The sequence below is a fragment of the Pseudomonas sp. ATCC 43928 genome, assembly GCF_005938665.2.
GTDB lineage: Bacteria > Pseudomonadota > Gammaproteobacteria > Pseudomonadales > Pseudomonadaceae > Aquipseudomonas.
On sequence record NZ_CP041753.1, the window covers coordinates 2,387,609 to 2,411,266 of the forward strand.

At 60.2% G+C, this 23,658-nt stretch carries 21 protein-coding genes; 10 read left to right on the plus strand and 11 right to left on the minus strand.

Going from position 1 to position 23,658, the window contains the following annotated elements; translation table 11 throughout:
* The first annotated feature begins 13 nt into the window (after positions 1-13).
* A complete protein-coding gene (locus FFH90_RS10905) occupies positions 14-247 on the plus strand; it encodes a hypothetical protein (protein ID WP_018928206.1) in 234 nt (77 codons plus the stop codon).
* Positions 248-422: 175 nt separating this feature from the next.
* The gene (locus FFH90_RS10910; protein ID WP_111453733.1) at positions 423-1,307 is read left to right on the plus strand and encodes a universal stress protein; all 885 of its coding nucleotides are present in this window, start codon (positions 423-425) and stop codon (positions 1,305-1,307) included.
* Between the two features lie 63 nt (positions 1,308-1,370).
* Here FFH90_RS10910 and FFH90_RS10915 read toward each other — a convergent pair whose 3' ends face one another.
* The 3 genes from FFH90_RS10915 to FFH90_RS10925 are packed head-to-tail and all read right to left on the minus strand — an operon-like array spanning position 1,371 to position 5,799.
* Positions 1,371-3,749, minus strand: coding sequence for an exo-beta-N-acetylmuramidase NamZ domain-containing protein (locus FFH90_RS10915; protein ID WP_230138996.1), 2,379 nt, complete (start codon positions 3,747-3,749; stop codon positions 1,371-1,373).
* Positions 3,701-4,972 (minus strand): putative glycoside hydrolase, encoded by a 1,272-nt coding sequence (locus FFH90_RS10920; RefSeq protein ID WP_138867154.1) that lies wholly within the window; start codon positions 4,970-4,972, stop codon positions 3,701-3,703. Before FFH90_RS10920 ends, FFH90_RS10915 begins: the two co-directional genes overlap by 49 nt.
* Positions 4,969-5,799 (minus strand): polysaccharide deacetylase family protein, encoded by an 831-nt coding sequence (locus tag FFH90_RS10925; RefSeq protein ID WP_256663688.1) that lies wholly within the window; start codon positions 5,797-5,799, stop codon positions 4,969-4,971. The genes FFH90_RS10920 and FFH90_RS10925 overlap by 4 nt, the downstream gene beginning before the upstream one ends.
* Positions 5,800-6,035: 236 nt before the next feature.
* Between FFH90_RS10925 and FFH90_RS10930 the strand changes: the two genes are divergently transcribed.
* Both FFH90_RS10930 and FFH90_RS10935 read left to right on the plus strand, forming a co-directional pair.
* Entirely contained in the window at positions 6,036-6,596 is a 561-nt protein-coding gene (locus FFH90_RS10930) for a nitroreductase (protein WP_138867155.1), read from the plus strand.
* Between the two features lie 158 nt (positions 6,597-6,754).
* On the plus strand, positions 6,755-7,345 hold the full coding sequence (locus FFH90_RS10935; protein WP_178114248.1) for a Spy/CpxP family protein refolding chaperone: 591 nt from the start codon (positions 6,755-6,757) through the stop codon (positions 7,343-7,345).
* Positions 7,346-7,380: 35 nt separating this feature from the next.
* On the opposite strand, the gene FFH90_RS10940 is transcribed toward FFH90_RS10935, so the two are convergent.
* Positions 7,381-7,947 (minus strand): phosphoribosyltransferase family protein, encoded by a 567-nt coding sequence (locus FFH90_RS10940; protein WP_138867156.1) that lies wholly within the window; start codon positions 7,945-7,947, stop codon positions 7,381-7,383.
* Between the two features lie 289 nt (positions 7,948-8,236).
* Here FFH90_RS10940 and FFH90_RS10945 point away from each other — a divergent pair, with 289 nt between their 5' ends.
* Both FFH90_RS10945 and FFH90_RS10950 read left to right on the plus strand, forming a co-directional pair.
* On the plus strand, positions 8,237-8,941 hold the full coding sequence (locus FFH90_RS10945) for a phosphoribosyltransferase (protein WP_138867676.1): 705 nt from the start codon (positions 8,237-8,239) through the stop codon (positions 8,939-8,941).
* On the plus strand, positions 8,934-9,584 hold the full coding sequence (locus FFH90_RS10950) for a dienelactone hydrolase family protein (protein WP_138867157.1): 651 nt from the start codon (positions 8,934-8,936) through the stop codon (positions 9,582-9,584). Before FFH90_RS10945 ends, FFH90_RS10950 begins: the two co-directional genes overlap by 8 nt.
* A gap of 34 nt (positions 9,585-9,618) precedes the next feature.
* Here FFH90_RS10950 and FFH90_RS10955 read toward each other — a convergent pair whose 3' ends face one another.
* Entirely contained in the window at positions 9,619-10,986 is a 1,368-nt protein-coding gene (locus tag FFH90_RS10955; protein ID WP_111453742.1) for an erythromycin esterase family protein, read from the minus strand.
* Between the two features lie 291 nt (positions 10,987-11,277).
* Here FFH90_RS10955 and polX point away from each other — a divergent pair, with 291 nt between their 5' ends.
* The gene (polX, locus tag FFH90_RS10960) at positions 11,278-13,062 is read left to right on the plus strand and encodes a DNA polymerase/3'-5' exonuclease PolX (RefSeq protein WP_138867158.1); all 1,785 of its coding nucleotides are present in this window, start codon (positions 11,278-11,280) and stop codon (positions 13,060-13,062) included.
* A 93-nt stretch (positions 13,063-13,155) separates the two neighbouring features.
* On the opposite strand, the gene FFH90_RS10965 is transcribed toward polX, so the two are convergent.
* Positions 13,156-13,698 carry an Hsp20/alpha crystallin family protein gene (locus FFH90_RS10965; protein WP_138867159.1) on the minus strand — a complete coding sequence of 181 codons (543 nt, stop codon included), beginning with the start codon at positions 13,696-13,698 and terminating at the stop codon, positions 13,156-13,158.
* A gap of 85 nt (positions 13,699-13,783) precedes the next feature.
* The gene (arcD, locus tag FFH90_RS10970) at positions 13,784-15,277 is read right to left on the minus strand and encodes an arginine-ornithine antiporter (RefSeq protein WP_111453745.1); all 1,494 of its coding nucleotides are present in this window, start codon (positions 15,275-15,277) and stop codon (positions 13,784-13,786) included.
* 292 nt (positions 15,278-15,569) lie between these two features.
* On the opposite strand from arcD, the gene FFH90_RS10975 reads away from it, so the two are divergent.
* On the plus strand, positions 15,570-17,852 hold the full coding sequence (locus FFH90_RS10975) for a heavy metal translocating P-type ATPase (protein ID WP_138867160.1): 2,283 nt from the start codon (positions 15,570-15,572) through the stop codon (positions 17,850-17,852).
* A 14-nt stretch (positions 17,853-17,866) separates the two neighbouring features.
* On the opposite strand, the gene fnr is transcribed toward FFH90_RS10975, so the two are convergent.
* From fnr to FFH90_RS10990, 3 genes are all read right to left on the minus strand, one after another.
* Positions 17,867-18,613 carry a fumarate/nitrate reduction transcriptional regulator Fnr gene (fnr, locus tag FFH90_RS10980; protein WP_138867161.1) on the minus strand — a complete coding sequence of 249 codons (747 nt, stop codon included), beginning with the start codon at positions 18,611-18,613 and terminating at the stop codon, positions 17,867-17,869.
* Between the two features lie 165 nt (positions 18,614-18,778).
* Complete coding sequence (locus tag FFH90_RS10985; RefSeq protein WP_105346849.1) at positions 18,779-19,426, minus strand: BON domain-containing protein; 648 nt, start codon at positions 19,424-19,426, stop codon at positions 18,779-18,781.
* Between the two features lie 50 nt (positions 19,427-19,476).
* Positions 19,477-20,397 carry a universal stress protein gene (locus tag FFH90_RS10990; RefSeq protein WP_018928184.1) on the minus strand — a complete coding sequence of 307 codons (921 nt, stop codon included), beginning with the start codon at positions 20,395-20,397 and terminating at the stop codon, positions 19,477-19,479.
* A gap of 262 nt (positions 20,398-20,659) precedes the next feature.
* Between FFH90_RS10990 and FFH90_RS10995 the strand changes: the two genes are divergently transcribed.
* Complete coding sequence (locus FFH90_RS10995; RefSeq protein ID WP_138867162.1) at positions 20,660-21,898, plus strand: MgtC/SapB family protein; 1,239 nt, start codon at positions 20,660-20,662, stop codon at positions 21,896-21,898.
* A 107-nt stretch (positions 21,899-22,005) separates the two neighbouring features.
* Complete coding sequence (locus tag FFH90_RS11000) at positions 22,006-22,923, plus strand: universal stress protein (RefSeq protein ID WP_018928182.1); 918 nt, start codon at positions 22,006-22,008, stop codon at positions 22,921-22,923.
* A gap of 62 nt (positions 22,924-22,985) precedes the next feature.
* Here the strand turns inward: FFH90_RS11000 and FFH90_RS11005 are convergent, their stop codons facing one another.
* On the minus strand, positions 22,986-23,552 hold the full coding sequence (locus FFH90_RS11005; protein WP_138867163.1) for a GNAT family N-acetyltransferase: 567 nt from the start codon (positions 23,550-23,552) through the stop codon (positions 22,986-22,988).
* Positions 23,553-23,658: the final 106 nt, after the last annotated feature.

Consider the following 23,658-nt stretch of genomic DNA (forward strand, 5'->3'; position numbering starts at 1 on the left):
GAGGAGTACGACCATGATCGCCAATGATTCAACGACAAAATCCGCCGCCTGTTCTGAATCAATCAATCGTTGCGCGGAGCTCTTTTCCGAAGCCGACCGACTGAGCAAGCAAGCCTATGCGTTGTTGAGCGAGCCTGTTTCGACCCAGACGATACAGCGATTTTCTGCAGCGAAAAAACTGGCGGATGACAAATACCGTCAAGCCCACCAGGAATGGTTGAAAACCATGAACAAGAGCGACCCATGATGGAGGGCTGCTGCCGGTAGCCTGCCCGGCGAAGGTATTTGATTTATATCAACGCCAAAGCGATTCCAACGGAGGAGTCTGGGGTGACGCTGGTGCCTGGTCCAGCGAGGGCGCAACGACCGCGCCCTCGCAACAGGCAATGGCGCGTTGAAGTCCACCTGCCTGGAGTCAGATCATGAGCCAGTATCAACGGTTGTTATTGATCATCAACCCGGCCCTGCGCCAGTCTCCTGCGATACAACATGCGGCGGCCCTGGCCAAGGCCAGCGGGGCACGTTTGCATATCGCTGCCTTGATAAAGTCGTTGGATATTCTGTCGCTGCTTGAAGAGGGCGTGCGGGAAACGGCGCGGGAAACCTACCTGCAGGACCACCGCGACTGGTTGAAGTATCAGGCAAAAAATATCCGTGGCCTGGGGATCGAGGTGACGGCAGAAGTGGCCTGGGCCGATGACCTGCAGCAGGACATTCTGGATCACGTCACGGAAATGCAGCCCGACCTGTTGATCAAGGAGGTTCAGCATGAATCGGCGCTCAAGCGCGCGTTCTTCACTCCGCTGGATTGGCACTTGCTGCGCCACTGTCCAGTGCCGGTCTATCTGATTGGCGGCAGTGGCCATACCTTGCCGCACAAGATCGTGGCCGCCGTTGACGCTTCGGGTACCGATGCCGACAAAGAGTTGAATGACCGGATCATCCAGCAGGCCAATGGCCTTGCGCTGCAGTGCAATGCCGAGTTGCACCTGCTGTATGCCTGCGACACGACAGACTATCTGGGCGATATGGGCGGCGGCGGCCTGACTCTGTCGCAGCTGACCAAGCAGTTGCGCAGGGAACTGGAGAAATCATTCCTGGCGCTGGCCGGTCGGTACGGTGTGGCCTCTGACCGCCGGCATTTCATTCTGGGGCACCCGGTCTCGGCGCTGAGTGAGTTTGCCGAGGAAAATCAGGTGGACGTGATCGTGATGGGCAGAGTCCAGTCCCATGGATTGAACAAACTGGTGGGCAGCACGACCGAACATATTCTGTATCAGGTGCCATGCAGCGTCCTGGCGGTCTAGGGACGGCCCGACAAAACCCAATAGGCTGGACAGCCATCGATAGGCAACCAATGACGCTGCCCATCAATACAACAAAGTCTCCTGCCGTAGCCGCGCGAAGCGCGCAAGCGGCACCGCGTCGAGCGCTTGCGCCGCGTCAGGTGTCGCGCCATCGCGAATCGCCTGCCACACGCTTTGCGAGCCGATTGAATCACGGGTCGCCGCCAGGTCGAGTATGTGGGGATAGAGCGTGTGCAAGGTGGCGAGCAGGGTCAGCCCCAGGCTGGCTACAGGGCGTTGCGCAGGCGTTGAGAGGCGGGTGATGCTCACACCATGACAGAGCCGACCGTGCCAGTTTGATTCGGTGGGGACGAAGTCGACCGGCTCGAAATGCGCGCCGACGTCAAACGCATTCAGTGCGTTTGCGAGCCGGGTCGCGTCGATCCACGGCGCGCCGACCCACTCGAACGGATGCGGCGTGCCACGCCCCACACTCAGATTTGCGCCTTCGAGTAAACCGATATCCGGGTACAGGTCCAGCTGGGAGAGCGTGCGCAGGTTCGGTGAGAGCGGCACCCATCCCAACCCGGTGTCGGCAAAGGTCATCGCGCGCTGGTATCCCAGCATCGGCACAACGCGCAGATCCGCACCAATGTGCTTGTTGCGATTGAATAGACGCGCCAGCTCGCCGACGGTCATGCCGGGCTGCAGCGGTGCAGGGAAATAGCCGGTAAACGATTCACGGCGACTGTCCATCACCGGGCCGCCGAAACGTTGTGCGCCGAGCGGGTCGGGCCGGTCCAGCACGAACAGCGCAATGCCTTGCGCCGCAGCGGCTTCGAGTGCGTAGCCGAGTGTCGTCTCATAGGTGAAGAAGCGCACGCCGGCGTCCTGAATATCGAAGATCAGCGCATCCAGCCCTTTGAGCGAACCGGCCGGGAAGCGCTGGGTTGCGCCGTAGAGACTGTGCACGGTGAGGCCCGTCGCCGGGTCGCGGGTGTCGCCGACTCGTTCGTCCACGTCGATGTTCAGCCCATGCTCCGGTGAGAACAATGCCGCCAGCCTGACACCTGGCGCGTGGGCGAGGACGTCGACGGTGCGTCGGCCTTTGGCGTCGAATCCGCTGCGATTGGTGATCAAGCCCACGCGCAGGCCGGCGAGCGGGGCAAATTGCTGTGCCTCAAGCACGTCAATGCCTGTCTGCACCGGGCCCGTCGAGGTGGGCAGGCGATCGGCGGCCCGCAGTGCCGGCACCGCTGAGGGCAGCAACCGGCCGATTTGCGCGCCGCTTGCAGGTGCCCCGCGACTGGCCATCAGTGCAAGCAATTGCGCACGAAGCGGGCGAGCGTCACCGCGGTCATCGGGATACACCCGGTTGCTCAGAATGACGATGAATTGGCGGGTCACCAGATCGATCCACAGCCCCGTGCCGGTGTATCCGGTATGGCCGATGACGCCAATCGGCGGCAGACGATCATGGTTCGATACGAACGGTGCGGCCAGTTCCCAGCCGAGGCCGCGCCACGGCACGCTGTCGAGCGGTGAAACGGCGCTCGCCAGGGCGGAGATACTCGCCGGCCGCAGGATCTGTCGGTTGCCGGCGCGCCCCTGGTTCAGCACCATCTGCGCGAAACGCGCAAGGTCGTCCGCCGTGGAAAACAGCCCGGCGTTGCCGGAGACACCGCCCATCCATTGCGCCGTCGGATCGTGTACGTGCCCCCGGAGCGTGCCGGCCTTGGTGGCGAGTGTCGGTGCGCTACGTATCGTTCGCAGGGTATCCGGCAGAAAAACCGTGTCGCGCATGCCCAGCGGCCCGAAGATGTGAGCCTGGCAATAGGCGTCGAGCGAGCTGTGGGTGATGCGTTCGACCAGCTCGCCGAGCACCACGAAATTCAGGTCACTGTAAATGACTTGGGCACCCGGCGCGTTGCGCAGCCGCTGCGCCGTGATGGCGTTCAACACACCTTTGCGGCCCGCACCGGGTGGCCGCCCAGGCAAATCTGGGCGCAGCCCGGACGTGTGTGCAAGCAGGTCACGCACCTTCACTGCCTCTTTGTCCTGCGCCCCAAAGGCCGGCCAATACCGGGCAACGGGGGCGTCCAGGTTGATGCGGCCCGTTTCGGCCAGTTGCAGGATGGCCGTGGTCGTCGCGATGACTTTGGTCAGCGATGCCAGATCGAACTCGGTGTCCAGCGTCATCGGCTCGCGGGGGGGCGTCGTCGTGCGTTGTCCAAAGGCCTGACGATAGAACACCTTTGTGGCGTCACCGATCAGGACAACAGCTCCCGGAACGCGTCCGGCGGCGATCTGGCCCTCGACGATCTGTGCGGCTTGCAGGCGCGTCGTCGCATCGAGATCGGCGGCGCATGCAATGTGCGCCGCCATCGCCAGGCCAAGCAGCATCGCCCAGCGCTTCAGCGCTGTGGCAAATCGGCGGCCTCGTAGTGATTGCGTGGGTTCCATAACATCCATCCATCGGTGCCGGCTGCGTCGGCGGCGTGAACCTGCGCACTGATCGCGGCCGCGTCAAACGGGCGACGATCGAAGGCATAGTCACGAAAGGCCTGCAACCAGGGACGAAAGCGCACGCCCGGCAGGTGGGTGCGTTTTATCGCCTCCGTCAGGGTACGCCTGACAATCTGGCCGGGGTCGGCTGTCGGGTTGGTAAAGCCCGGCAGCCCCCATGTGAAGCCGGACGGGTACAACATTGGCGAAATGTAGTCGAGCTCCGCGCCCAGCAGTTCGATTTGCTGGCCGATCGCCGTATCGTCGAGGTTCCAGCAGACGTAGCCGAAGATGTCCGCGGAGACAAATACATTGTAGGGGGCGAGTCGTGCGCGTGCGGCCTGCAGAAAGCCGATGATCGCCGCGGTCCGGTTGGCGCGGTTGTTGGGGAGGGCAAAGCGTAGCCCGCTCTTGTCGGGAAAACGCACATAGTCGAACTGGATCTCGTCGAAACCCATCTGCGCAGCCTCCTCGGCGACATCGAGATTGTGCTGCCAGACCTCGTGCGAAAACGGATCCATCCATTGCAGTTTTTCGAGATCCCGCCACGGCTGGCCGTCAGCGGTGTGCACGCTCCACTCTGGATGCGCACTGGCGAATGGATCGTCCTTGAACACCACGATGCGCGCGATCAGGTACGGGTGTTGCGCGCGCAGCTTGGCAAGCAATGCCGGCAAGTCGCGCATCTGAGGTGCCCGTGTGGTCAAGTGGGCCGTTGCGCCGATCGCCTCGCGCGCCGCACTGCGATAGGGCGTCAGGCCACGGTCACCCTTGACGTCGATCACCAATGCGTTGATCTCGGTGTTTTCAGCAAGGCTGACAGCGTTGTTGCGCAGGGTCGAACTGGTCACGCCGAACACCGACAGATAGACCGCTTTGGGGCGAAACGGGGTCAGTGCGAGCGTCACGGGCGTTTCGTCGCTCACTTTGGCCTCGGTGCGCAAATACCCTGGGGCGCGGGCGGCGACACTCTCGACCGCCTCGGCCGTCTCGAACCGCCCGTTTTCGTCGGTACGCATCACGCCGGCAGAGGTCGTGATGATCGCGTCGGCAAGCGGTTTCTGCGTGCTCGAGTCGAGCACGACACCGGTGACGGCCAGTGCGCCTCGCCCGGTCAGCAGGGCAGTGACGACGAGCAGTGCCGGGATCGCATAGCGCCTCAATGCGCGGATGAAGGTCATCGCGAGTTTCCCGCGGTCGGCTGAGTGTCCGGTTCACCGAGCAATTGCGCGAACGCGTGTGCGCCGTAGGCATCACTCATCAGAAAGCGCGGCAGGGCGAGCAGTCGCGCGTGCCGGTCAGCCTTGCGCGCGTCTAGGGTGAAGGCCACTGCGTAACCCTCTTCGGAGGCGAGTGCGATCAACTCGTCGTCATAGATACCGAACGGCCACGCGAGCATGTCGACCTGCTGCGCACCGGTTTGCGACTCGATGCGTTGACGTGATTTTTGCAGTTGGGTACGGACGAATTGCTGGAAGTCCGCCGGCGTGCGGTGCCTGCGTTCGACGTTGAAATTGGGATGCCAGTACGTATGCGACTGGATGTCGAAGAGCCCGGTCTGCTTCAGGGTTCGCAACTGCTCCCAGGTCAGCGCATAGGACGCGTTGGAGATGGCCGATGGATAGATAAACAGGGTCACCGGAAAGCGTTCGCGCTGGATGACGGGCAGCAGTTTGTCGAAGACCGAACGATGCCCGTCGTCGATGGTGATCGCCACCGGCTTCGACGCTAGTGTCGCATCGGGATTGCGCAGCCAGTCGACCACTTCGCGTAGCGACACAATGTGATAACCGTGCTCGCGCAGGACGCGCAACTGGGTTTCGAAGGTGCTCATGCGCACGGTCATCGAGTCGTCCGCCGTGTCCGAGAAACGGTGGTAAACGAGGATCGTGACGCGTGGTTCGACGTTCTGTGCGGCGCCGCCCGTGCTCCAGGCCAGTGCGCAGACGCCTATCAGCATGACGCGGATCAGCAGCCGGAACGCGACACTCTCACCGATACACGCCATGATTTTCCCGCACATGTCAGCGCTCCTGCGCGAGCCAGACGCTTGCAGTGTGTATTGAGCGTTCATCGTCTATCTGGTGCAGATCAATTTCGCGCAATGTGGTCCGCTCCGAGGGGGGCGAGTCGTCAGACAAAACGGGAGGCCGGTTGTGCCTTGATTTGATTTAGATCAACAGCAAGCCCTCGTGGGCGGATGACTTTATAAAGGATATGACACTCTTTTGAGGTATGCCCCCCATGAACATCAATAAGGCGATCTTGGGCCGTCGCTCGACACGGGAGTACACAACAGAAGCGGTTGATGAAGACATCATTCGTCGTTTGATCAGTGCCGCTGCGCAGGCGCCCAGCGCGATGAACCAACAACCGTGGACATTTACCGTCATACGCAACCAGAGCCTGCTGGATCGGGTCTCGCGCGAAGCGAAGGCTCACCTGTTGGCGACAATACCCGCCGAGGCCCAGCCCGAGCACTTCCATACGTTGCTCGATGATGAACACTATCAAATCTTCTACCACGCGCCGGTACTCATCCTGATTTCGGGAACCGCGCCGGGTCAGTGGGTTGTCGAAGACTGCGCACTGGCTGCCGAGAACCTGATGCTCGCGGCCTACGCTGAAGGATTGGGTAGTTGCTGGATCGGTTTTGCCCAGGGTTTTCTCGGTACTGCGCAAGGAAAGCATGCACTTGGCCTTCCCACCGAGTGGACGCCAGTGGCTCCGATCATCGTGGGTCACCCGAAATCTGCCCCCGCGCCCGTGCCCCGGAATGAACCCGTGATCCGCTGGATTGGGTGACAGCACCGTGGATAACAATTGCTGGCAGCTCCTCTTACGGGGCAGCTCGACCGTTTATCCACTTGCCCGGCGGTCTGCCTGTTTTCTGATGTGGATCAGATATACCCCCAGGCCGACTCCTATTCTCGAATCAACCCACGGTATCGAGATGAACTGAAATGAACAGATCAAGCCTGATCGGCCAATGCATGTTAATGGCAGCAAGCGTGTTGCTGGTGCCCTCTACCAGCGTCTTCGCCAACCCGCCGACGTCTGCTGCGCAAGGTGGTGGCATGTATCATCATTTTCAGGATTTCGACTGGGTCAAATACACGCAACAGACCCTGGACGATCTCAAGGGCAAGCTCAATCTCAAGCCGGAGCAAATGGCTGCCTGGGACACATGGGCCACGGGGGTCATGGCGGACGCCAATCAGCATCAGGAAAAGGCCAAGGCCGAACGTGATGAAAGCGCGAGCACGAAGAGGGCGCCGATGAATGAAACGACCCCCGAAAGAATGGCCAGAGAGATAGAGCGTTTGCGCACACAAACCAAGTGGATGGAGGCGCATCTGGAGCGCATGGATGCTGCGCTGGTGCGCACCAAAACTTTCTACGAGGTATTGGATGCTGAGCAGAAAACCATTTTCGACCTGTTCTGGACGGTGGTGCATCACCGGCTCTACGGCAATGACCGTTGGCAGATGCCGATGCACATGTTCAGACCACGAATGATGGAAGGCGACCAGGACGAAAAAAGCAAACAGTAAGCGGTACTCACTGTTCGATTACGCATGTTGCGCCGTCATCGCGCGGCGCCATGCCGCCAGACTTCAATACAAAACTCCCTTTCGTAAGGGGGCACGTTGCATTCGACGATGTCAGTGGCGGCCACTTGCAGATGCACGCCGACGATATCGGCATGGACCGGTTGCTGGCAGACGTGCCGGTCGACCAATACGGCCGTGTAGACCCGACGAGCACCGAGTTGCGCCAGATACGCGCAGGTACGCAGGAGCGAATGGCCTTCAAACAGCACATCGTCGACAACGAGCAGGGTGGTGCTGGCAAGGTCCAGCTCGCCCAGCAGCGGGTTTTCGGTCAGTTCGGTGTGGGCATGCAGCACTTTGAGGTCATCGGCATAGCGCTTGACCTTCAAGGGGTAGAGCGGCAGTCCTGGCTGGCCGGTCTGACGTGACAGATGCTGTTGTAGACGCTGCGCCAGAGGTTCGCCGCGGCGCTGGATGCCAATCAGTGCCGTTTGAGTGGGCGGCAACAGTGCCGCGGCCTGGCGCGCCATTGCCTGCAGCACCGAATCGAGTTCATCGCTGTCGTACAAGCGCAATCGCGGGCTCGCAAACAAGGTCGGCATGACAGTCTCCCATAGCGCGCCGCTGCGGGGCGGCGCTGTCCACTATTGGCAACGTAATCCATTGCGCCCCAGCCTGATTGATATTGATCAACAACGGCGAAATGAAATGCCCGATCCCTTGCGCGGACAGGGTTGGCCTTGCGCGCGAGCTTGATAAAAATCAACGACAAGGAGACTCCAGCGGAGGATTTTTAATGAAAACTGATGCTTGATCCCGCAAGGACGTGGAGAGGTCAAGGCTGTGTGATACGAACCGACAGGTGTGCTCGCCTGGGGAGGTTTTCAAGTGATTTATAGTCCCTCAACGCAAACCCTCCTGCGTGACCGGGTTGATGCCGGTCGAAGGCTGGTGGAGCCGCTGCTCAAATACGCTCATCGACCCGATGTCATCGTTCTCGCCTTGCCCCGTGGCGGCGTGCCGGTGGCCTATGAAATTGCCACGGCCCTGGAGGTTCGCCTGGACCTGATGCTGGTCCGCAAGCTCGGGGTGCCATTCCATCAGGAGTTCGCCATGGGCGCGATTGCCAGTGGCGGTATCCAGATCGTCAATGACGATACGCTGCGGGCGAACCGTATCGATCAGCGCACGCTCGATAACGTGGTGGCACGGGAAACCCAGGAGCTGTTGCGTCGCGAGCGCCTGTACCGGGGCTCGCGAGCCCCCTTGGCGCTCAAGGATCAGGTGGTGATTCTGGTCGACGATGGCCTGGCGACCGGGGCCTCGATGATGGCGGCGGTCCAGGCGGCGCGCCTGCAAGCACCGTCGCGTATTGTCATCGCCGTGCCGGTGGCGCCACCGGAGACGGTAGAGGCGCTGTTTAGCGAAGTCGATGAGGTGATCTGCCCGCTCACTCCCGAGTGGCTGATGTCGATCGGCAATTGGTATTTGAATTTTTCCCAGACCTCGGACGAAGAAGTCATCGATCTTTTGCATCGGGCCTGGCGCAGAGAATCCGGCACGAGTGCTTCCGGTCAGGAGAACTCCGATGTTTGAGCTTCGCTATCGAAAGCTGGACCTGGGGAACGTGGAGCTGTCTGCCGACTTGCGTCTACCGGTGCACGCTGGCGGCCTGGTGGTGTTCGTTCATGGCAGCGGCAGTGGTCGTTCAAGCCCGCGTAATCAACAGGTTGCGCTGTCGCTGGCTGAGCGGGGGTTGGGCACGTTGCTGTTCGATCTGCTCACGGAGCCAGAGCAATACCTGGACAACCAGACCCGGGAATTGCGTTTCAATATTGCGCTGCTGTCCAACCGACTGGTGAAGGTGATCGACTGGATTGGTCGGGACGCCGAACTGCAACCGCTACCGATCGGATTGTTCGGCGCAAGCACCGGTGCTGCGGCGGCACTGTTGGCAGCGGCCGAGCGGGCGGACGTGGTGCATGCGGTGGTGAGCCGGGGAGGGCGGACCGATCTGGCGGGTGAGGCGCTGTCCCGCGTGAAGGCGCCGACCTTGCAGATTGTCGGTGAGCTGGATCCGGTGGTGCTCAATCTCAATGTGCAAAGCAGTCGCGCCCTGCAGTGCGAACAGCGTCTGGAAGTGGTGGCGGGCGCAACACATCTTTTTGAAGAAGCAGGAACCCTCGAAGAAGTCGCCAGACTGGCCGGCGACTGGTTCGAGCAGTATTTGCGACGGTAGTCATCCCAAGCAGACGACCACCGTCCGATGCCTGTCATATGCCGAATGGAAAGGTTTCGTCTTCCGGTTCCAGCGCCTGGCTTTTTGGCAGGGGCAACGCGGTTACCGGTTGCGTCTGTTCAATCCAGACCATGGCGTCGAATTGTTCGGTCAACACTGACTCGAAGTAATGGCTGAAGCGTTCGCTCGCGGGTCGATAAATTACACCGATGGCCCGCTCCAGCAGCGGTTTGGACAGGGCCCGGCGCAGCTCTTTTCGCTGTGGATCCCGCCAGTCGGTCAATGAAGCCGGGACGCCGGCGTCGAGGAACTTGCGCTCCCAACTGTCTGGCCGGGACGGCCGGATGTCCTTGATGAGCATCTCGCGATCCCAGTCGTCGGCCGCGGCCACCTGGCCACGGTCGGTGCTCATGCCGATCAGAACCACATCGCGCCCGTAGGCATTGCGGCACAGTTGACCGATATTGAACTGACCTTTCCAGCCCATCTCCGTCGCGGCCGCATTGCCGATATGGGAGTTGTGCGCCCACACCACGGCCTTGGCTTGCGGACCGCGGTGTTCGAGCAACACACGTAACGTGTCGAACATGTGCCTGTCACGCAGGTTCCAGGAGGCCGTCGAACCTCGATATATCGCTCGGTAATATTGTTCCGCCGCCAGGATGACCCGGGCGTTCTGGGTCGCATCGAAGAACGCTTCATCGTCCTTGATATCCCCGGCCAGTTGCTCGGCCAGCATGGCATTGAGCTGTTCGACCACCGCATGCTCGCAGGGCATTATGCCGTCGCGTTCGACGAAGTGGCCGTACAGCGCAGGATCATCCTGCCACGGGGTCAAACAGCCATAGCGACGCCGTGCTTCGTGTGCCAGTTGCGGGTCGACACGGTCCAGATAGCTCAGCACCTCATGGATGGAATTGCGCAAACTGTAAACGTCCAGACCGCGAAACTCGACGCGCTGTTCAGGTGCGTGTTGGTGGTTGTATTGATGCAGCCAATGGGTGAACGCTCTCACATCGGTGTTGCGCCACATCCAGGTCGGGAACCGGCTGAAAATGTGCCGCGTCCACGCCGAGCGCGCCAACCCTCTGACATAACGGTCTACATGGCCCGCGTCCGGCCAGTCTGCTTCAACGGCCACGATATTGAATCCGTGTTGCTCGATCAGCCGTTGGGTAATCGCCGCCCGGGTCCGATAGAAGTCACTGGTGCCATGGCTGGCTTCACCGATCATCACCACGCGCGCATCGGCGAAGCGGTCGAACATTTCGCCAAAGGCCGGTGAATTCAGTTCCGGCAGGGGTTCGGCGTATTGGCGCAAGAGCGGGACGATGGAGGCTTCGTCAATGTGGGTATGCGTGCCATACAGCTGGTTCAGCATGTTCTGGGAAGGTGTGTTCATGAACGTCATCCCCATAAGGGTGGATTGCCCGACGTGCGATGCGGCGTGGCATCACGTCGACTGTCAGGGCAGGGCTCGCACGGGGTTGTTTTCGATCCATTCGACGTCGCGGGCCTGTACCGCCTCTTCAATCATTCCTACGCCTGAATGCAGTCGAGCATTTGAGTTTTATCAATAGTCGGCGCACGAAATGGCCGATGAGTGTTCGGTTGCTGTCTGACCTATATCAATGCCGGGAAGGCTGGATCGGTAATGCTGATTTCATGAAGCCTGTGCGATGGGAGTCATGCCATGAAGCACGCTGTCGCGCCTTTCCAGGCACCTTCGTCGGCCTTGCCGCCCCCGACCAGCGGCGGTCAGGTGGTCGACAACGATCATATCGCTGCAGTTTTTGATGAAATCGCTGACCTGCTGGACATCGAGGACGCCAATCCCTTCCGGATCCGGGCTTACCGCAATGCAGCACGGACCCTGAGGGCGCTGACCTTTGACGTGGCGAAAACCCTCGCTCGTGGCGAGCCGCTACCCAAACTGACCGGGATCGGGGTTGATCTTGCCGGCAAGATCAATGAAATCGTGACCACCGGTGATTGCTCGCTACGCCAACGCTTGCGTTCGACATTGCCACCCGGGCTGGTCGGGCTGCTTTCCATTGCCGGGTTGGGACCCAGGCGCGTCAAAAACCTTTATCACGACCTGGGTATCGAAACTGCGCAGCAACTCTGTCTGGCCGCTCAACAGGGTCGCATTCGCCATTTGCCCGGCTTCGGTGAGCGGATGGAAGCGCGGCTGTTGAGTGCCGCGCAGAAGGGGATCGGAAAGGATCGCCGTTTGCCGCTGGCTTTGGTTGAGCCGATGGCGCGCAGACTGACCGAATACCTGCAGCAGATGCCGGGAGTCGAGCAAGCAACCACTGCCGGAAGCCTGCGACGCATGCGCGACACCGTCGGCGACATCGATATTCTGGTGGCGGCAGCGCCTTCGGTGGATGTCACCACGCAGTTCATCAGCCATCCGGACATTTCCACCGTACTGGTCAAGGGGCACACGCGTGCAAGCGTCATGCTGAACTCAGGCATGCAAGTGGATGTGCGTGTCGTCGAGCCGGCGGTGTATGGCGCTGCACTGGTGTATTTCACCGGTAGCAAGGCTCATAACATCGCGATTCGTCAGAGGGCTCAGAAGCTGGGGCTCAAGCTCAATGAATATGGCGTGTTCCGGGCCAAAAATCGCCTGGCCAGCACCACCGAGGTTTCGGTCTATCAGGCATTGGGCTTGCCGTGGATCACGCCGGAACTGCGCGAAGACCGTGGCGAAGTCGCTGCGGCATTGGCCGGCCATTTGCCTGGGCTGATTGAGTTGACCGACCTCAAAGGCGACCTTCATGCGCATACCCGCGCTTCGGATGGAGGCAACAGCCTGGAAGAGATGGCGCTGGCGGCCCGGGAGGCCGGGCTGGAATACCTGGCGATCACCGACCATTCACAGTCCCTCAGGGTGGCCCATGGGCTGGGAGTCGAGCAATTGTTGAAGCAAATCGACCAAATCGATGCGCTTAACAGCCGCTTGCAGGGCATGACGTTGCTCAAGGGTATCGAGGTGGACATTCTCGAAGACGGCAACCTGGATTTACCCGACGATATTCTGGGACGTCTGGATCTGGTGGTGGGCGCCGTCCACAGTCATTTCGGCCTGACGCTGCGTCAACAGACCCAACGCCTGCTAAGGGCCATGGACCATCGCTACTTCACCATCCTGGCCCACCCCCTGTGTCGCCTGATCAATGAACGCGACCCGCTGAACCTGGACCTGCCGGCAATCATCAAGGCTGCCGCTCAGCGTGGTTGCTGCCTGGAACTCAACGCGCAACCGCAACGCATGGATCTGTTCGACCTGCAGTGCCAGTACGCCAAGGATGAGGGGGTGCTGATCAGCGTCAATTCGGATGCACACCGCACTGCTGATTTCGCCAACTTGCGTTATGGCGTCGCTCAGGCACGCCGTGGCTGGCTGGAAAAACACAACGTGATCAATACCCGCTCGCTGGCCGAGCTCAAGGCATTGGTTGGTCGTTAAGAGCACCACAACGTTCAGGAGATGAAGGGCGAGGTTGTCTGGTACCCATAAAAAACCCCTTGTCGGTTTCCCGACAAGGGGCAGGCCCGGGACTCAGTTGCCTTTGATCTGCACGACCTTGTCAGCCTTCAGGGCTTCAGGCTTTTTCGGCAACGAGATGCTCAGTACGCCTTTGCTGTAACTGGCTTCGATCTTCTCTGCATCCACCTCTTTGGGCAGGTTGAACATCCGTTCGAAGGAGCCATAGCTACGTTCGCTGAGATGGTAGCCTTTCTTTTTTTCTTCCTTCGTTTCTTGCTTTTCCCCTTTGATGATCAGGCTGCCATTGGACAGTTTGATCTCAATGTCTTTCTGATCCATGCCGGGAAGCTCGGCAGTGATTTCGAAGCTTTTATCTTTCTCGACGATGTCTACCGCAGGCATGCTCTGACCGATCAATTCCCGGTCCCACAGGGGGGCGACATCGAACAGTCCACGGTTGAACAGCGATAACCCCGAGCCAAGACTGAAGTCTTCGAACAGATGGTCGACCTGTTGCCGAAGCTTTTCGAAGGGGCGCATCAGTTCAGTTGTCTTTGGGCGCGGAGCGGCTTTCGCTTCGGTATGAACGGGTACTTTCTTCACGGAGTTGCTCATTTTCTTTTCTCCTCTTGGCGAATAAGGTGAGCCGCGAGCATTGGTTTCGGCCCACCACGACAAAACAACAACCCGGCACTCGCCCTTACAAGGCCAGTGCTCCGGACCACAACATCCAGCCGGCGATGGCTGCCGCCACCCAGATAATGATCAACAGTCCCGTCTCGGGGCCGTTGAGCGCTTGTCCCTGACGAGCTTTCATGGTGCCCAGGTAAATCAACGAGCCGGGGGCGTAGAGCAAAGCGCTGAGCAACATGTATTTAAGCCCGGCGGCATACAGCAACCACAGGCAATACAGCGTGGCGACCGAGGCAATGGCCATGTCACGCAGTTGCAGGCCTCGGTGGCCGGCGTAGGTCTGGCCCTGCCAGGTCAGTTTCAATGCGTACAAACCGCTGAACAGGTACGGCAGCAGAATCATCGAAGTGGCCAGGGAAATCAGGGTCAGGTAAGTGGCGCTCGAGTACAGCGTCAGCAGCAGGAACAGTTGTATGCAGCCGTTGGTGATCCACAGCGCATTGGCGGGCACGCCACGGGTGCTCTCCATGGCGAGCGTGCCCGGCATGACCTTTTCCTTGGCGGGGGTGAATATCGATTCGGCTGCCAGCAGCGTCCAGGCGAGCAGGGCGCCACCCACTGAAATGATCAAGCCGATGCTGATCAGCATCGCGCCCCACGGCCCGACAACTGCCTCAAGTACGCCCGCCATCGAAGGGTTTTTCAGGGTCGCCAGCTCCGGTTGTCCGAGAATGCCCAGCGACAACAGGGACACCGCAATCAGCAGCAACAAGGTAATGACGAAACCGATAACGGTGGCACGGCCGACATTGACGCGTTCTGCCGCTCGGGCGGAAAACACGTTGGCACCCTCGATCCCGATGAACACCCAGACGGTCACCAGCATGGTGCTTTTGACCTGATCCAGCGTGCTGCCCAGTGCGGGAGAACCCCAGAAGTCGACCATGAAGGTTTTACGCTGGAAGGCAGCGATCACCAGCCCGATAAACAGCAGCAAGGGCACGACTTTGGCCAGTGTGGTCAGGGCGTTGGCTTTGGCCGCGGTGCGCATGCCCCGCAGGATCATCCAGTGCAATGACCAGAGCACCACGGACGCCCCGACAATCGCCGCTTTGTTGTTGCCTTCGCCAAACAGCGGGAAGAAAAAACTCAGCGCGGAAAACAGAATCACCATGTAACTGACGTTGCCGACCCAGGCGCTGATCCAATAGCCCCAGGCGGAGTTGAAGCCGAGGAACTCACCGCCCAACGCCCGGGCATAGGCAAACACGCCGTTGTCCAGGGTCGGCTGACGGCTGGACAAGGTTTGATAGACCAGTGCCAGCGACAGCATGCCGACGCCGGTGATCAGCCAGCCAATCAGGATGGCACCGGCACCCGCACTGGCGGCCATGTTTTGCGGCAGGCTGAAAATGCCGCTGCCGATCATCGAGCCGATCACCAGAGCCGTCAGCAGGCTCAGGGACAGGCGTTTAGGCTCCAGTTGTCGCCAACTGCCGGCCAGGGGTTGGGGGGCAGTCGGCGGGAGAATCGGTTGCGTGCCGTGCAGATGAGTCGCCATGTCAGGCCTCCACGAAACGAAAGAAAGAGCGCTGACCGCAGATATGACGGTGTGAACGCTGACTCTAAATGTCTACGTGAACGGCCCCTGGCTGTTTGATTTAAATCAGAAAGAAAGCACACAGCGATTTTGTCCCGCAGCGGCCATTGCGCTAACGCCAGACGAGGCTTCAATTGATAGCGCGCAGCGAACATGCCGGGCATTCCAGACCTAAGCTCTACCCATGACGGCGATGAGCCGCAGGCATTTGTACAACGAGGGCTGCGCAGCGTTTCTTGAGGAACCCACATCGATGTTCAGTAAGTGGCTGGACCCGGTTTTATTGCTGCTCACCACCCTGACCCTGCTGGCCGGGGGCATTGCGCAGCTTGCTCACAAGTCTGACTGGGCCTCGATTTGCTGGGCCGCGGGCAGTCTGGTGATGGCCCTGGTGCTGCTCGTCGAGATTGTCAGGCGCCTGGCCCGGCACGAGGCGGGTGTGGACCTGATCGCTCTGCTGTCGATTGCCGCCGCGTTGTTTTTTCAGCAGACGCTGGTGGCGGCGGTGATTGCCTTGATGCTGGCGTCGGGGCGCATCCTGGAGTTCTTCACCCAACAACGCGCCGAACGCGAACTGCGTGCGCTGGTCGACCGGGCGCCACGCGTTGCCTGGCTGCAGGAGAACGGCAATTTACGGCAGATTCCGGTCGAGCAGATCCAGCCGCATCAGACGCTGCTTGTGCGCCTGGGGGAAGTGGTACCGGTCGATGGCCGTCTACTCAGCCCCACGGCGATTCTTGACGAGTCGGCGCTCACCGGCGAGTCATTGCCGGTCACCCGCCGGGAAGCAGAGCTAGTGCCCAGCGGGGTGACCAATGTCGGCGCGCCAATGCTGCTGGCCGCCACTCGAACCGCAGCGCAGAGCACCTACGCCGGGGTAGTGCGCCTGGCTGAAGCCGCACGGCAATCGCGCGCGCCTTTCGTGCGCTTGGCCGACCGTTACGCGTTGCTCTTCATTCCGCTGACTTTGCTGATTGCCGGCCTCGCCTGGTACATGAGTGGCGACTCTTTGCGCGCGCTGGCGGTGCTGGTGGTGGCCACGCCTTGCCCGTTGATTCTGGCCGTGCCGATTTCGATCATGTCAGGTATTTCCAGGGCAGCGCGGCGCGGGATCCTGATCAAGGACGGCGTCACCCTGGAAGCGCTGGCCGAGGTCAAGCAAGTGTTTCTCGACAAGACCGGCACGTTGACCAGCGGCCACGCCCGTTTGCAGTCGATCGAGACCAACGGAGCGCTCGATCCACAGCGTCTGCTGGGCCTGGCCGCTTCGCTGGCACAGGCCTCGACGCACCCCATCTCCCAGGCCATTGTCGAGGCGGCCTGTCAGCGTGGATTGCCGCTCAGCGTGCCGCAGGCGGTCGAGGAAAGTCCGGGCTCCGGTCTTTGCGGGTTGATCGATGGACTGCGGGTGCGTTTCGGCACGTTGTCCTTTGTTCAGAATGAATCACCGGTTGGCGACTGGGCTGCCACCATGTTGCGTCGCATGGATTACCTGGCGTGCAGCGGCAGCTTCGTTGAAGTGGACGGGGCACTCGCGGGCCTGCTGATCTTCTCCGACAAGCTGCGTCGGGAAACCCCGCTGACCCTGCGCCGACTGCGCAACCGAGGCATCGAGCGGATCGTCATGCTCACGGGCGATCGCGTGGAAACCGCCGAGATGATTGCATTGTCGGCCGGGATCGACGAGTTGCGTGCCGGGTTGAGTCCTGGGGACAAGGTGCGTGCGGTACAGGATGCCTGCCAGCACGCCAGCACACTGATGGTCGGTGATGGCATCAACGATGCCCCCGCCCTGGCGACGGCCAATGTCGGGGTGGCCATGGGGGCGAGCGGTGCCACGGCGTCCGCGCAAGCGGCGGGCGTGGTGCTGCTGGTGGATCGTCTGGACCGTCTGGTCGAGGCGCTGGACATCGCCCGTCAGACTCGCCACATCGCCCGTCAAGGCGTATTGGCCGGCATGGGCATGTCGGTGCTGGCCATGGGGGTAGCCGCCTTCGGCTACTTGCCACCGCTGGTCGGTGCCGTGGTGCAGGAGGGTATCGACGTGGTGATCATCTTCAATGCCTTGCGTGCATTGGGGCCGTTACCGGGTTTGCGCCAACGCAAGCTGGCCGCCGAGCATATCGATCACCTGCAGGACGAACACGACCAGCTCGCTTCGGTACTCAGCGATCTGCATCAACTGGCAAGCGACTTCGCCCAGCGCCCACTCGAGCAAGCGCAGAGCGACTTGCTGGCGCTGGTAAAAAACCTGCAGGAATCACTGGCCCGCCATGAACGGGACGACGAAAAAAACCTGTATCCGCTGTTGACGCAAAGCCTGCCCGGCGAGGACCCCATGTCGGCGATGAGCCACGTCCACCGTGAGATCTTCCGCCTGATCCATTTGCTGGCGCGCATGAGCACGGATTTCAGTGCCGACCCTGCAACAGCTTCTGTCGATGAGATCCAGCATCAGTTGATCCGCCTGGATACCCTCGTGCGGCTGCACTTCGATCAGGAGGAAGAGTTGTTTCGTTACCTTGATAAGCGTTGAAAAGCCATACAGCGTCAGTGGAGGGCCACCGAATGGCAACCGGCGACCAACTGCTTGAGCCCGTGCAGGTTCAGGATCTTGACCTCACGACCGGCTATTTCCACCAGCTCCTGTTCCCGCAGATGGGCGATACCCCGGCAGATGGTTTCCAGGCGCAACCCCAGGTAGGAGCCTATTTCGTCGCGCCGCATCTTGAGTATGAATTCGCTGGATGAGTAGCCACGCATGCTCAAGCGTAGCGACAGGTTCAGCAGAAAGGCGGCCAAACGCTCATCCGAGTTCATGTTGCCCAACATCATCAGCAGATCGTGATCGCGGACGATTTCACGGCTCAGAAACCTGTTCAGGTTGTGTTGCAGTGCCGGCAGCTCCCGGGCGAGTTTTTCCAGCTGAGAAAAATGGATGGGACAGACTTCACTGTCCTCCAGAGCAAATGCATTGCAGGTGTGCTCTTCGGCGCTAATGGCGTCCAGGCCGAGCATCTCGCCGGGCAACTGGAAGCCGGTGACCTGCTCGCGGCCATCGAGCGACAGCACGCTGGTCTTGAATGAGCCAATACGGATCGCATACAGCAAGTGCAAGGGATCGCCTGCGCGGTAGAGGGGGGCGCCTTTCCTGACCTTGAACCGTTGCAAAATCAGCTTGTCCAGGCGCTCGAGTTCCAGTTTGTCGAGACCAAAAGGCAGGCAAAACTCTAATACACTGCAATTGGAACAGGCAGCCTTGAGGTGTTGACCCTGAAGCAGGCGGACTTCGGTCATGTCAATGGCGCCATGGGGGTTTATATATAAAGCATAGGTGTTGTGCATTTGGGCACGGGCTCCGTTCGGAGGATTGCCGGGAGCAATCGACGAACGGGAAGCCCGCTGGCCCGCCGCAAACCCTTGATGCTCCGGGGAAATTAGGGTTTTCCCGGGCTCGTAGACTCAGGCAATGCGCAGATGATCATCCACTTGCCTCACCCCCGGTACTGACCAGGCGGCACGTTCGGCGATCTTACGTTCGCGCCACAAATGAACCTTGCCTTCCAGCTTCACCACATCGCCTTCGACCTTGACGTGAATTTCCTGGGCATCGACTTCGGCATTGCGCTTGAGGGCTTCTTCGATACGACGCTGGATATCCTCCACGTTCACCTGCGGGCGAAGGGTGAGCCGATTGTCCACACCTACCACTCCCGACAGCTTGCGCACGGCCATCTCGGCGGTTTCTTTCTGGTACTGCCAGTCCACTTCGCCTTCAAGGGTGATCCACCCTTTCTGCACGATGACTTTGATGTCCTGCTCAGGAATGTCGGAGCTCCAGGTGAGGATATTCAAGGCGCGGGAGGCAATGGCGTCGTCCGCCGTGCCCGCGCTTTTCATCGGCCTGACCTGAATTTCTTCGGCCACGGCCCGTACCCCTTTTATGCTTTTTACCGCGCGTTCCGCGCTGACTTTTTGCGCGTAGCTCTTAACGTGCCCGGTGAGCGTGACGACGCCATTGTCCACGGTCACACCGATGTTGGCGGCATCGATCTCAGGCTGGAATTCAAGCTCATCCATAATGCTCTGACGCAGACTCAAGTCGTTCATGGTGATGTCCTTTGTCTGAAAGGTTGGTAGGCCAGGTGCGAAACAGCCCTCTACAGTTCCTCAGGTGAAACCACCCAGACACTGCACGGCATTTTGTACAGCAGATGCTCCACCGTGCTGCCCACCAGTCGACCCACGCCCCGGTGGCCGACCCGGCCCATGACAAGCACGTCGATGTCGTAGGCATCGGCGTATTGGGTAAGAACCTTGGTCGGGTTGCCCATGATCATGTGCTGTTGCTCTGGCGCAATACCATTGCGCTCGGCCAGTTCACGGAAGGCATCGGCCTGAGCATCAAACAGTGTCTTGGCTTTGCCTGGGGAAAACAGCGCTGAGCTACTGTCGAAATCGAACTCGTCCGCACTGAGGGATGAAAGGTCGTGGGCGTAGATCACGTCGAGCTGAGCGTTACAGGTGCTGGCCAGTTTTGAGGCTTCGCGCAAAATCCTGTCGTTGAAATCCTTGTACTGGGTATTGCTATGGAAGGGATCGACCGCGGCGACGATTTTGCGCGGCAGCGCGTGCTTCACGTGGCTGACAAAATGCAGCGGTACCGGGCATTCGCGCAGCAAATGGATATCCAGGGGCGTGAACATGATCCGTGACAGCAGCGACTCGTATTCCAGTGCCTTGATTAGTACCGCCATCGGCTGTTCTTTGAGATGAATGAGGATTTCCTGCAAAGGTCGTTCAACCCAGATCACCTCCGTGGTGACGGGCACCCCGATTTTACGCAAGGGGCGGGCCTGTTCTTCGAGCCATTGCCGATGGCGCTCGACATACCCCAGCCGCATCTCCTCCAGCGCTTGTTCGTTGACCATGCTCGCCGTTGCCAGCCCTTGCAGGTAATCGAAGGCGACGATATGCAGGGCCGCGCCCGAGGCCTTGGCCAATGCAGCGGCGCGGTCGAACGCGGGGCTGTTTTCCATCAGGGGCGAGACGACCAGCATGAAGCGTGATTGCTCAGACATGACCAAACTCCCGTCAATAATCGTAGATATTCCTGTACTCACTGACACCCCTGCGTTTGGGCAGTGGTTCTCTGGATTTATATCCTGCCGCTGACCGAGGGGACGGGATTGATCTTTATCAATCTGGCGAGTGATCCAGCTTGCGGCCCGACGTGTGGCGGGGGGCGCCAGGTCCATCTATAAAACATTGACCACTATCAATCTCTCCTGCGTCATGCCGGTGCAGTCTTGGGGTTGTGGCTTATACCCGGACAGGAGTCATATGAACGAAACCTTGGGCCTGACAGGGGCGGCAGCTGCGCTGGGGATCGGCATGCTCGTCGGCCTTGAACGTGAACGGCACAAGGGGCGGGGGGACAGTCGCGCCTGTGCCGGATTGCGTACGTTCGCGATCACCGCGTTGCTGGGTTATGTGGCGATGCAAATCGGTGGTGGTTTGCTGGTGGGCATCATGGCGGTTTCGGTGGCCTTGCTGGTCACTGTGGCTTACTGGCGAAGCCTGGGCACTGACCCAGGTGTCACCAGTGAAGTGGCGTTATTCACGGTATTGGCGTTGGGGGCGTTGTGTAACAGCGCGCCCGAACTGGCCATCGCCATTGGCGTGGTGGTGGCGGGGCTGCTGACGTATCGCCAAAAACTGCATCATTTTGCGCGCAGCCAATTGACTGAAGGGGAGATGCGCGACGGTCTGGTGCTGTTGGTCGCCGCCCTGGTGGTGTTGCCATTGGCGCCGGATCGCTTTATCGGCCCCTATGCCGCCATCAATCTGCGCACCATTTGCACCCTGACGGTGTTGCTGATGGCCGTCGGGGCGGTCGGGCATATTGCCGTTCGTACCCTGGGTGCCCGTTACGGCTATGTGGTCAGCGCCATCGCCTCCGGGTTTGCTTCCAGCATCGCGACCATCGCCGCGATGGGGCACCTTGTCGCCAAGGAGCCAGGCAACATCAAAGTCTTGAGTGCGGCAGCGATGCTGTCCAACCTGGCGACCATCATTCAGGTCGGCCTGATCCTGGGGGCGGTCGACATCGGTCTATTGCGCTACATGTGGGGGCCGCTGTTGTTGGGTGCCGCCGCCACGGCGCTGTATGGCTTGAGCCTGATGTTGCCCAAACCTGCGAGTGGCGACAATCAGCCGGTCAAGGTCGGCGGTGCGTTCAACCTCAAGCTGGCGTTGGTCATCGCACTGACCATGACCGGCGTTACCTTTGTGTCTTCGATGGTGCTCAATCACTTTGGCGAAGTGGGCGTGATGGTCACGACGACGCTCACCGGTTTCGCCGATGCCCATTCTTCGACGGCGTCCATTGGCGCCCTGGCCAAGGCCGGACTGTTGCCGTTCGACGCCATTGCCGGGCCCACGCTGGTTGCCATCAGCAGTAACTCCCTGAGCAAATGCCTGGTGGCCTGGGTCAGCGGTGGGCGACGGTTCGCCGCGTATGTCATTCCCGGCCAGGTCTTGCTGACGTTGGCGATGTGGGTGGGCATGTTGCTGCATTAACGGGCATCCGAGCGCTGTAGCTGACAAAGATCAAGTCGCCCGAATCTGCCGCGATCACTCTAGGGTTCTACTCATTGCATCGAGATGGCCGCGTGCCGAGGTGTCCCATGTCGCAGACTCAGCGTTTACTGTTGATCGCCCCCCATTCCATGACCCGTACTCCGGCGTTCGACCGGGCCGCCGCGTTGGCCCGCGCGATGCAATCGCCGCTGCACATCGTGGCATTCGATTACTTGCAGGCCTTGGCCGTCGCCGGCCTGTTCGCCCCCGAGCAAATTGCCCAGGCCCGGGAAGGCTATTTGCAAACCCATCGGCAATGGCTTGCCGAGCAAGCCCATTTGATAAGCAAGCACGGCGTCGAGGTCACCAGCGAGGTGGTGTGGGTACAGCACCCTTACGAGGAAATCCTGCAATTCGTCAACGAGATGTCGCTGAGTCTGATCATCAAGGACGCCCAGGAGGAGTCGGCGTTGAAACGGGTGTTTTTCACTCCGCTGGATTGGCAGTTGTTGCGCGATTGCCCGGTGCCGGTGCATCTGGTGACCAACGCCCGGAACGCGCGGCCACGTAACGTGCTGGCCATCGTCGATGTGCTGCGCAGCGAAGAGCAGGACCTGGTGTTCAATGACCAGATTATCGACGCCGCCACCAAGCTGGCTGAACAGTGTGAGGCGCAGATCGAGTTGGTGCATGCGTATGACTGGACAGCCGTGTATGCCCTGGACATGGGCGTTGGCGCACTCCCGTTGGCCTCCGGTCTTTATGAAGCCATGGGCACGGCGCAACACCAGGCGTTCACGGCACTGGCCGAGCGTCACGGCGTGCCGTCGCAGCGTCGGCACTTCATTGAAGGTGCGCCAGTGCCGAGTATTTGCAAGTTCGTCGAGGACCATCACACCGATGTCATTGTGATGGGGACGGTGCAGCACTCGGGGTTGAACAAGCTATTGGGGACCACTGCCGAACAGCTCTTGCACCGAGCCCCTTGCAGTGTGCTGGCGATCAAACCCGACAGGTCGTTGTAACCCTGAACGTAGACTTGCCCCACGGCGGACCGTTGGCCGGTACGTCGTGGGGCAATCGGCTTTTATGACATATACAGACGATGGATGACCTGGCGGCTGTCGTTGGGATCGTTGTGCCGCTCGAAACCCAAGGCTTTGGTCAGGTCGCGCATAGAGGTATTGCTTGCGGCATCGATCGAATACATCTGATTAAAACCGTTTCTGCGGGCGGCCTTGATCAGATGCTCCATCAAGGCCGTGCCGAGGCCCAGATGCTGCCATTCATCGGCGACTGTCACCGCGCACTCACACTCATGTTCCGACGTGGCGGCGTAGCGGCTGATGCCGATTTCGATCAATTTGCCGTTTTCGTGAACCAGCGCAATGTAAGCCATGCGCTGTTTGTTATCGGTGTCCATCAACTGATCGAGCATGGCGGCGCCGGGCTCGTTGATCTGCGCGAGAAAACGCATGTGCCGGGACTCGGGCGACAGGCGCTTGATGAAGGCGTATTCAAGTTCGCGGTCCTTTTCCAGCAGTGGCCGGATCAGCACATGGCGACCGTCCTTGAGCGCTTCGATCCAGTACTTTCCGGGGACTGCGGCATAGGCCGCCGCGGCCCGATCATTGTGGTCTTTGACAGTGAGCATGGATGATCCTCCATCTTGTTTGAAAGGTCGGTGCGTATTCACCCATCACGCGGTTGATTCCTTTCTACGCCACTGGCAGCCCTTGAATCTGATCTGGATCAGACAC